Origin of the sequence: Streptococcus sp. NLN64 (assembly GCF_015831295.1) — a bacterium.
Lineage (GTDB): Bacteria > Bacillota > Bacilli > Lactobacillales > Streptococcaceae > Streptococcus.
The window spans coordinates 1-9747 of sequence record NZ_JADXDQ010000061.1 but is presented as its reverse complement, the minus strand read 5'-3'; the positions used below and the strand labels follow the sequence as shown (position 1 = coordinate 9747).

Here is a 9747-nt window from a genome sequence, read left to right as displayed (position 1 = left end):
AGTTTATCTTTTATTACTGTGTTAGCTCGTCTTGCCGTACTTTAGTACTGCCTGCGACTCGCTGCCTTGTACTAAAAGCAAACTAAAAGACTATATTCCTGTGTTGGGTCGTCTTGTCGCACATATCTACTCATTAAATTTCAAAATCTAACGTTGTCAAGCCTGACAGAGAAACTCCGTTCTACCATCATTGACTTTCCTAGCCTTTTTTTGAAAGATTCGAGCATTCCGATTTTGAAGTTTGTTCAGGATTATTTGAAATTTTCTTCGAAATTTTTATCAGCAAGCTCAAAATCTCTCCCAGTGATTTGAACTGTCTACGACTCGCTCCTTTGTACTAAAAGCAAACCAAATGACTATCTCTCCATTATTCATAACGAAGTGCTTCAATCGGATTCAATTTTGAAGCTTTATTGGCTGGTAGTAAGCCAAAAATCACCCCGATACTAATCGAAAAGAGAGTACTTCCGATCACAGATTGCATGCTGATAACCGGTGGGCCTCCAAAAGCCGCGTTGAGGCTATCTCCAATCAAAAAGACAACTCCATAAGAAATCATGAGACCAATAAAGCCCCCAATGAGGGTCAGAACTACTGACTCAACCAAGAACTGAGTAAGAATATTCCTACGGGTTGCTCCCAAGGCTTTTCGCAAACCGATTTCACGGGTCCGCTCTGTTACGGATACCAACATGATATTCATAACTCCGATACCACCAACTAATAGTGAAATTCCTGCGATTGAGCCAATGACTAGCTGCATAACCCCTAAAGTCTGTTGGATATTGGCCAATTGGTCTGAAAAATCCATCACTTGGTATTCTCCCTGAGCAGGTCGAACAAGCTGAGTTAAACGACGGGCTGCCGCTGCACCAATCTCAAGAGATCGATCTACATCATCAACACTAACAATAATATTTTGAATTTCTGGGACTGAAAACTCAGCAGCCAATTGTGTGTTCGCCATGAGCAATTGTCCGTTTGGATATTGATATTGGGCAGTACTGTCGTTTTTATCATAATCGAAGACCCCCATAATCCGATAGTTATTCCCCTGAATTTTAATCAGCTGGTTCAAGGCATCTTCTGGATTGTTAAAGAGCTTATTGGCCAAGGTCTTATCGAGTACAACAACTCGAGCAAATTGCTCATAATCAGCAGCCACAAAACTACGACCCGCTATGATCTGGTAATTTTGTGCCTTAAAGTAAGAGTCTGACACACCTGTAATGGAAGCTCCAGTCACATTCTTACTTTCAAAAGTAACGGTAGCATTGGCAGAATTTGAAACCAGATATTTGGTAACTCCCTGAATATTCAGCAAATCCGCCACTTGATTTTCGGATACTACTGGCGCAGGTGGTTGTCCACCAGAAGCAAGGTCTGATTCAGCTTCAAAAACTTCTTGACTGGTGACGATTCCACTTCCATCTTTAGATTTGAGAGGAGAGTAATTAATTTGGACATTTTGTTGGGAAGAAGCCAAGCTTCTAGTAAAAGCCTTGTTCATCCCATCTCCAAATGCCATAATCAAGACAACTGCTGCGACACCAATAATAATCCCCAACATAGTGAGGAAGGAGCGCATTTTGTGGGAACGAATAGAGGCAATGGCAAATTTCCAAGTTTCCATTAGCGTCCCCCTTCCTTAGCTGAATCCTGGGTAATCCGTCCATCACGAATGACGATTTGGCGGCTAGCATAAGCAGCAATCTCTGGTTCATGGGTAACCATAATAATGGTCTTGCCTTCCTTGTTCAGGTCACTCAACAATTCCATGATCTGATCTCCTGTCTTGGTATCCAAGGCCCCTGTTGGCTCATCCGCTAAAATAATGGCTGGTTCGTTTGCCAAAGCACGCGCAATGGCCACACGCTGCTTTTGTCCCCCCGATAATTCAGAAGGGAGGTGCTTCATCCGTTCAGCAAGATCAACTTTTTCTAAATAATACTTGGCTGTCTTCACCCGTTCGCGAGCACTCTTTCCAGCGTAAATCAACGGAAGCTCAACATTTTGAAGGGCTGTTAGTTTCGATAGAAGGAAAAACTGTTGGAAGACAAAACCGATTTGGTGATTTCGAACATGGGCCAATTTATTGCCAGATAGGCGGGCAACTTCTTGACCTTCCAAGTCATAGGAACCCTTTGTCGGCTGATCCAAGAGACCAATGATGTTCATAAGGGTTGACTTACCAGAACCAGATGGTCCCATGATCGCCAAAAATTCTCCTTCTTCAACATCTAAATCGATATCTTTGAGAACCTGAAGAATCTGATCCCCATTACGGTAGGACTTTTGGAGTCCTCTAATTTTAATTAGATTCGCCATCCTTATCAACCTCCTGACCTTGTTTGATCTGATCATCAGGATTGGTAATGACCTGCTCGCCTTCTTTCAGACCTGCAGTAATCGCTTGGTTTTCTGCATCTGCACTGCCAATGGTAACCTGAACCTTCTTCGCTTTGCGATCCTCACCAACAACCCAGACATAGTGTTTTTCATCTTCTGTCACGAGAGCTGTAATCGGAATCACGGTCTGTTTCCCTTCATTCTGAACTTCCATGCTGACGTTAAAGCCTTGTTTCAACTCAGAAGCATCTGAATTAATGGTTACATTGTAAGGATATTTTGCGCCACTATCTGCCGCATTGACAGCCGAACCTGTACTCTCTCCACCATTTTTAGGATAATTGGAAATGTAGGAGAATTCTCCTTCCCAAGTCTTACCAGGGAAAACTTTGGAAGTAATTTTAACCTTTTGACCCTTGGTGATATTTGGAAGGGTATACTCTGTCACATCTCCCTTAACTTGTAGCCCATCTTCACTCACAATATGGACCAAGACTTGGCTAGCTCCTGTTGCGGACTTGGCCACATCCCGGTTTACTTCAACCACAGTTCCTTCAATAGTAGAATAAACGGTTGTGGCATTGAGAGTGTTTCCTGCTTTCTCGAGTCCTGCCACTGCATCTTCACGACTGTCATACAAGTCATAGAGCGAATTTTGGGCATTCTGTTGAGCTGCACCTGTCGTTGCACTATAGCCGTAGCCTGCGCTCGCATCATCCGAATCTGTTGCTGTTGCAGCGCCTGCTGAACCTGTTGCCGCATCCACTCCATAGACTTCAGCTGTATAGATTTGACGGTCGACTTTATTAACCGCCCGTTGGGCAATGTCATAGTCTAGCTGCGCATTTTGACTTTGGTACTGCACCAATGGTGTCCCAACGCCTACGTAATCCCCAACATTAACCAAGACATCTTGTAGGTCCCCCTTACTTGCATCTAAATACACATACTGTTCACGGTTGGCTGCAACCTGACCTGTTAAAAGGGTATTAGACGCAACATTGCCAGATTTCACTTTGGCAATCTGATAACCCGACTGCGTCTGCTCGACATCACTTGAGAAGCTATTCAACAGCATTCCTCCAACTCCAAGGATAAGAACTGCTGCTCCCGCACCAATGGCAATCTTACCCTTACTGAGATTTCCTTTATCAAAGGAGAATTTTTTCATCTTATTCCTCTTTCCTAATTCTTAAACGCTTCTACTAATACTTGGAATTCCTCATTCGTCAACGTAATCCCTTTACCCATTTTTTGATGGTCCGGACTCCACGATCGCAAGTCAAATTTAGCAGGTGCGCCATTAAAGCTCACCCGATTCAATTCCTTGGTCCATCCCTTTTCATTGGTCGATAGGACAAGCAATTTTTCTTCAATTTCAAATGTAAACTCAGCCATTGCGCCTCCCTTTTGTGTTGTAATATCCCTATTTTACACTATTTTTTACTAAAAATTAAATAATATGGGAAAAATTCCCTTCTTACAATATTGTAAGAAAGAATTAAAATCGGTATAATAAAAGAAAAACGAATAAGGGGGAATCCATGGCAACATTTTGGGATGCAATCAAGCAACAAATGACCGATTTTCTGGAAGCCGGAGATGGCAAAGACAAGGCTCACAAGCAATTGGCTGACACTCAAGCCCAATTACAGCGAGCTCAGAATCTGAAACAAACCGTCCTGGTCATCTATGGAAAAAAACACGTTACCGGTAGCATTGTTAAAATCAATCCAGACCAAAACCAACTAATCATCAACAGCTTACCACACAGGGTCTCAACCATGATTCCTTTAAAAGATATCCGCAAAGTAAGCCCAGTCCCACAAGAAATTCACAAAAGTCATCAGAAGAGAGATTGAAGCAATCACATTCATACCCTAGCGTTCTTAGTTTTATTCTCGTATTGTCATCTATTTGTAATGTAAGAACCTTTGAAAATGTGGTATTCTATATAGTGATTTGCACAAGGAGAGATTATGCCCGTAAGAGAAAATGTGTTACGTGACCAAGAGGTCCTCCGTAACCCCCAACCCCAACCAGTCGAAAATCCTTTCACCCAATATGACCCTAGCCAAGACCCGGATGCCATCGAGAATCGCTACGAATTTTACTACTTCGCAAATCTCGCAGCCTTCTCCCTCATGACCATCCTCTTCAGCTTCATCTTCCTTTCTCTGGAAGTTGCTTCTGTCTGGTCTATTTCCGGGGCCATCTTGATTAGTCTAGCTTTTTTACAGGCCAGTCGCTACGTGAGAAAATATTACGAGAACCGTTCTAAGGTGCGCTAACAGCGCATCTTATTTTTCTAAACAAACCTCTTGTGTTTATTACTAACTAGTGATAAAATAATCTCAAGTTAAGAAAACAAAGGAGACACAACTATGAAAATCGAACTCGGAATCTCAACATTTGGTGAAACAACTCCCCTAGAAGGAAGCAATCACGTCTACTCACACGATGAGCGCATTCGTCAATTGGTTAAAGAAATTGAATTGGCGGATGAAGTTGGCTTGGATGTCTACGGAATTGGGGAACACCACCGGGATGACTTCGCTGTCTCTGCACCAGAGATCGTCCTCGCTGCCGGTGCTGTCAACACGAAGAACATCCGCCTTACCAGCGCTGTCAGCATTCTCTCCAGCCTAGACCCTATCCGCGTCTACCAGCAATATGCTACAATCGACGCTCTCTCCAATGGTCGTGCTGAAATCATGGCTGGACGAGGTTCTTTCACGGAATCCTTCCCTCTCTTCGGTCAAGACCTCAAGGATTATGATAGCCTTTTTGATGAAAAACTAGATCTACTTCTCTATGCCAATCAAGAAACCAAGCTAAAATGGAAGGGACACCACACCCAAAGCATTGATAACCGTGAAGTCTACCCACGGGCCGTCCAAGAAAAACTCCCTGTCTGGGTAGCAACCGGCGGCAATGTCGAATCCACTGTCAAAATCGCCCAAATGGGACTTCCAATTGTCTATGCCATCATCGGTGGACAACCAAGCTACTTCAAACCTCTCATTGATGCCTACCGTACAATTGGAAAAGAAAATGGCTTCAGCGACCAAGAGCTACAAGTAGGAGCTCACTCTTGGGGCTTCCTCATGGAAGACGGAGAAGAAGCTCGCAAACGCTACTTCCACCCAACTAAACAAGTCGTGGATGCCATCTCCAAAGACCGTCCACACTGGACACCACTCAGCTACGATAAATACCTCCAACAACTTGGACCAAACGGAGCCATGTTTGTCGGCAACCCAGACCAAGTGGCTGAAAAACTCATCAAAATGATTGAAGAACTCGGCCTGAACCGCTTCATGCTCCACCTACCACTTGGCTCCATGCCTCACGAAGACGTTCTCAAAGCCATCGAACTCTTTGGGAAAGAAGTCGCACCGAAAGTCCGTGCTTACTTTGCGGATAAATAACCATTGAACTCCCGTAAACCTATTACGGGAGTTTTTAGTTTTTGTCCGTTAACCAGTAGTTAATTTTTAGTCTAAATCACTTCATTCAGATTCACTTATACACCATTGGTTTAAACACTGTTTACATGAACAGTTCAAGGCGTATAATATAATGTAGCACTAATAGAAAACACTAACTATTGTGACAAAATGATTTTTAACAGGAGTTTCTTTATGAATCAAAAAGATTGGATGGAATACTTTGAAGCCGTTAATGGGCGACCGCCAACACCGCAAGAATATACCGCTGCATTGACTGCAAGGGAATTCATCATCACACAGGATGCTCTAACTTCTACATCACCTCAACCAACAACTTCTTCACTAGATGAACCATTTAATGCATCAACTTCAGCAAATATTGAATCCCCTCAAGTCAATATTGAGTCATCAATTCACCCATTAGATAAACTCAATTCAGAAACCACACAATCCCTAAATAGTTTTAAAGCCCAGGGAAGCAGCTATTTATCCTGGTTTATAGACAATCTCAAAAAACCTCAATACCAAACTGCTGACTCTCATCTCCAGTTCGGATTAATCACCTTATCTCTAGCATCCATATTTATCGGAGGAGGATACAGTAACTTTTATCTTCGTTTCTTCTCTTCCCTTGTTAATCCTTCCATTAATGGAAATAGCCTCTCGTCACTTGTGGGTGAAATTATTGGAACTGTTCAGGGATCTATTTCTGCAGGATTTGGTCTTAGAGGAGTTTTGATTTTTTCTCTAATCTATTTTTCTGGTTATTTTCTACTCGCACTTTTACCCCACTTACTTCAAAAACAAGCTCAAAACTCTAATGTATCTTTGCTAGAGCGTTTAGGGAAATCCTTATCCTTCACTCCTCTATTAGCGACCCTAAATCTTTTTGCTCTTTTCATTAGTTTCTTGATCCCCTCAAGTCTACCGTTTGACTTTAACAATTTAATTTCAGCACTTGCTGGGCTTGGAACAACGGGAGGAAGTCCCTTTACCGGAATCGCAGGCATTTCATTTCTAGCTGCTGAAAATCCGCAGATGGGAAGTATCAGCATTTATTTCGGGCTAATTTGTCTAGTTACCATTATTGGTTTTGGCGTTCTGCTTGTTAACTATACTGGAAATTTCCATAAAAACTTAACACGATTTAATCCTTTTTATAATGCGCTCATTTCTTTAGCCGTGTTTGCTCTTATTCTGTTTGTTCTTGATAAAACACTTACAAGTGCCTATCAAGCAGGATTTGAACCTATTAAAAATTCACTGAATGAATTAGGATCCTCCGCGGTTTCAGCAGTTACAGATGCTATTAGTGAAAATTCTGAGGAATTATTCGATGGCCTCGGTTCACTTTTTGAATAAGAAACAGTGCTTATAAATGGAAAGGAGCTCCTCGTGAATGAACTATACCCTTTTGGTCCAATATTTAAAGAGTTTCGAGTCGCAAGGAATTTAAACCTGAAAGAAGCTGCAGGTGAAATCGTTTCACCTCAGCTACTTAGCCAATTTGAAAATGGTAAAAAGAATATTTCCATGGAAAAATTCACACGGTTACTTATTTCAATCGGTGTTTCCTTCACAGACTTTGCTATCCGATTTTCCAGAGACGCCGATGGCGTTGACCAAGTGATGAACATCTTCTACAATATTGAAACATCTGGTGTAACTCGGAAAAATCTACTACCTACTTTCCGTAAAGAATTAGATCCATTTTTACACGATAATAAACCTCTAAAAGACAATCTATTGGATAACTTGATTCCTATTATGCTATATGGAAAAAGTCAAATGTCTTCTGAGCTTTCTGATGACTTTAAAAAGAAAATCTCTCACATCTCATTTCCCTATAGAAACACCTTGGAGAAAGATTTGCTGACAACTAGTCTTCGCAAACGTCCTTTATCTGAACTATTGCAGGATGCTGAAGATATCCTAGATTTTGCTAAAACTACCACAGCAGACCAAGATTTTTACTATATTACCATTCATTTAACAACTCTTGTTGGAACTTTATCCAATTTGGGATTCTTGAAAAAAGTAGATGATTTCATCAAAGAATTCGATGAAATTCTTAAGAAAAAAGGGGGCTTAATTCCACTTCAGATTGTAATCTACTATTACATTCAAAAAACTCATCATCTCTTAAGAAAAAATGACCTAGAAGGTATTCGCTTAGGACGGTTGGTTTTAGATTTATTGGATAATCCGCTCGTCCTTAATGTTAGTAGCGACCTTCAAGAAAGCAAACACTTGTTTATTAAGACTTTTGAGGAAAACAATAATACGGGGATACCATTAATTGAGGAATAATAGAATCTGACAACACAAACAAGCGCTATCATCATTTTTGGAAACTTTTCAAGTCTTACTATCTTTAAAATCCCATTAACCCAAATTATTCATACCTAACTTAATCAAAACCACCCGCGTGAGAACGGGTGGTTTGTTCTTCGGCTGAAAGCCTCCATTACCGGCCAAAGCCTGAAGGCTTGTCCGAAGGGTTTCCCTTATGCACCACTTACCCAGCCGACCCGGCTAGCGGGTCCCTTTCTATTTTAATTCCTTATATTTTTCTGACCCGTAAATGGATCGTACTCCTCGAATATGCTTAATTGATCCGCTATCACGTCATCTTGTAATTGATTACGAATATATTCTTCTATTCGCTTCTGATTCCTACCTACTGTGTCTACGTAATACCCTCTACACCAAAATTTTCTATTGCCATATCGATATTTGAGATTTGCATGTCTATCAAATATCATTAAACTGCTCTTTCCTTTTAGATATCCTATAAATGATGAAACACTTATTTTAGGTGGAATACTTACCAACATATGGATATGATCCTTACAAGCTTCTGCCTCATGAATTGTTACACCTTTTCGTTCACATAATTCTCGTATTATTTATCCAATACTTGCTTTGTATTTTCCATAAATAATTTGTCTACGATATTTCGGAGCAAAAACTATGTGGTACTTACAATTCCATGTGGTATGTGCTAAACTATTATTGTCCTGTTTCATCAGGGGGACTCCTTTCATGTTATGATATGTGGTCGGGAAACCATATCTAACATAACATCTTAAGGAGTCTTTTTTAATACACCGCTTAAAGCTCTTTTGAACCACTAGCACAGCTAGTGGTTTTCAGATACCAAAAACCTTCCAGAAACCGTATTGATCACAGGGTTTCTGGAAGGTTTTTAAGTTAGGTATGAATAATTTGGGATAAAGTATTCAAAGAATTCACCTCAAAAATTCCTATAGATGATTCGATACCTATTCTAGCTGCAGATGGAAGTGACGTGAATATTCCTATAAATCCAGCAGATGAGGGAACCTCTTTTCAAGTTGGTGTAGGAAATAAGCCATATAACCTGATTCATCTGAACGCATTTTATAACCTAAACACAGGCATTTATACCGATATCATAGTACAAGATAAAAGGGAGGCAGACGAGCGACAGGCGGTCATTGATATGATGGAGGTATCTCCCTTTTGAAACAGCACTGGTAATCATGGATAGGGGATATGAGAGTTATAACCTTATGGCACATTTTGAGCAAAAAGGTTGGAAATATATCATCCGTGTCCAGAATGGTCTGGAATCTTTTGCATCAAGATTTCATTTACCGGATACCTCAATTGAAAAAGAAGTTGCCATCAAATTGTCCAGGAATCAGACAAAACAGATGAAAAATCTTTATAAACAGTCTCCAAAAAAATATCGATTTGTACCCCATAATTCCAGATTTGATTTCCTCTCGGACTCTATTAGTTATGGAAGTGATCCTCAATTTTATGAACTGCATTTTCGGATTTTAAAGTTTCCGATAAGTGAAGGAAAATATGAGGTTCTTGTTACAAATTCAGACTTGCCTTTTGAGGAAATTAAAAAACTCTATGCCCGTAGATGGGGCATAGAGACAAGTTTTAGAGA

The 9747-nt window shown here is 40.7% G+C and carries 10 protein-coding genes and 1 pseudogene; 6 read left to right on the top strand and 5 right to left on the bottom strand.

Features of this window, described 5'->3' with window-relative positions:
• Positions 1-367: 367 nt before the first annotated feature.
• Genes I2503_RS08095 through I2503_RS08080 form a run of 4 tightly spaced genes read right to left on the bottom strand, consistent with a single transcriptional unit; the run spans position 368 to position 3747 of the window.
• Positions 368-1633 (bottom strand): ABC transporter permease, encoded by a 1266-nt coding sequence (locus tag I2503_RS08095; protein WP_196967622.1) that lies wholly within the window; start codon positions 1631-1633, stop codon positions 368-370.
• Positions 1633-2328, bottom strand: a complete 696-nt coding sequence (locus tag I2503_RS08090) for an ABC transporter ATP-binding protein (protein WP_196092389.1) — start codon at positions 2326-2328, stop codon at positions 1633-1635. Before I2503_RS08090 ends, I2503_RS08095 begins: the two co-directional genes overlap by 1 nt.
• Positions 2312-3520, bottom strand: a complete 1209-nt coding sequence (locus tag I2503_RS08085; protein ID WP_196092390.1) for an efflux RND transporter periplasmic adaptor subunit — start codon at positions 3518-3520, stop codon at positions 2312-2314. The genes I2503_RS08090 and I2503_RS08085 overlap by 17 nt, the downstream gene beginning before the upstream one ends.
• Positions 3521-3534: 14 nt before the next feature.
• Positions 3535-3747, bottom strand: coding sequence for a YdbC family protein (locus I2503_RS08080; protein WP_196092391.1), 213 nt, complete (start codon positions 3745-3747; stop codon positions 3535-3537).
• A 146-nt stretch (positions 3748-3893) separates the two neighbouring features.
• On the opposite strand from I2503_RS08080, the gene I2503_RS08075 reads away from it, so the two are divergent.
• From I2503_RS08075 to I2503_RS08055, 5 genes are all read left to right on the top strand, one after another.
• Entirely contained in the window at positions 3894-4211 is a 318-nt protein-coding gene (locus I2503_RS08075) for a hypothetical protein (RefSeq protein WP_196092392.1), read from the top strand.
• A 117-nt stretch (positions 4212-4328) separates the two neighbouring features.
• Positions 4329-4640 carry a DUF3270 family protein gene (locus tag I2503_RS08070; RefSeq protein WP_196092393.1) on the top strand — a complete coding sequence of 104 codons (312 nt, stop codon included), beginning with the start codon at positions 4329-4331 and terminating at the stop codon, positions 4638-4640.
• Between the two features lie 93 nt (positions 4641-4733).
• A complete protein-coding gene (locus I2503_RS08065) occupies positions 4734-5780 on the top strand; it encodes an LLM class flavin-dependent oxidoreductase (protein ID WP_196092394.1) in 1047 nt (348 codons plus the stop codon).
• A 213-nt stretch (positions 5781-5993) separates the two neighbouring features.
• Positions 5994-7163 (top strand): hypothetical protein, encoded by a 1170-nt coding sequence (locus I2503_RS08060; protein WP_196967621.1) that lies wholly within the window; start codon positions 5994-5996, stop codon positions 7161-7163.
• Positions 7164-7196: 33 nt separating this feature from the next.
• On the top strand, positions 7197-8111 hold the full coding sequence (locus tag I2503_RS08055) for a helix-turn-helix transcriptional regulator (RefSeq protein WP_196967620.1): 915 nt from the start codon (positions 7197-7199) through the stop codon (positions 8109-8111).
• Between the two features lie 245 nt (positions 8112-8356).
• On the opposite strand, the pseudogene tnpA reads toward I2503_RS08055, so the two are convergent.
• Positions 8357-8830 (bottom strand): annotated as a pseudogene (tnpA, locus tag I2503_RS08050) (IS200/IS605 family transposase).
• Between the two features lie 525 nt (positions 8831-9355).
• Between tnpA and I2503_RS08045 the strand changes: the two are divergent.
• The coding region (locus tag I2503_RS08045; RefSeq protein ID WP_247644699.1) for a transposase at positions 9356-9747 on the top strand (392 nt) is incomplete at its 3' end.

Excerpts from the sequence above, each read along its gene's own strand:
- I2503_RS08095 (WP_196967622.1), bottom strand. The coding sequence starts at position 1,633 with ATGGAAACTTGGAAATTTGCCATTGCCTCTATTCGTTCCCACAAAATG.
- I2503_RS08090 (WP_196092389.1), bottom strand. The coding sequence starts at position 2,328 with ATGGCGAATCTAATTAAAATTAGAGGACTCCAAAAGTCCTACCGTAAT.
- I2503_RS08085 (WP_196092390.1), bottom strand. The coding sequence starts at position 3,520 with ATGAAAAAATTCTCCTTTGATAAAGGAAATCTCAGTAAGGGTAAGATT.
- I2503_RS08080 (WP_196092391.1), bottom strand. The coding sequence starts at position 3,747 with ATGGCTGAGTTTACATTTGAAATTGAAGAAAAATTGCTTGTCCTATCG.
- I2503_RS08075 (WP_196092392.1), top strand. The coding sequence starts at position 3,894 with ATGGCAACATTTTGGGATGCAATCAAGCAACAAATGACCGATTTTCTG.
- I2503_RS08070 (WP_196092393.1), top strand. The coding sequence starts at position 4,329 with ATGCCCGTAAGAGAAAATGTGTTACGTGACCAAGAGGTCCTCCGTAAC.
- I2503_RS08065 (WP_196092394.1), top strand. The coding sequence starts at position 4,734 with ATGAAAATCGAACTCGGAATCTCAACATTTGGTGAAACAACTCCCCTA.
- I2503_RS08060 (WP_196967621.1), top strand. The coding sequence starts at position 5,994 with ATGAATCAAAAAGATTGGATGGAATACTTTGAAGCCGTTAATGGGCGA.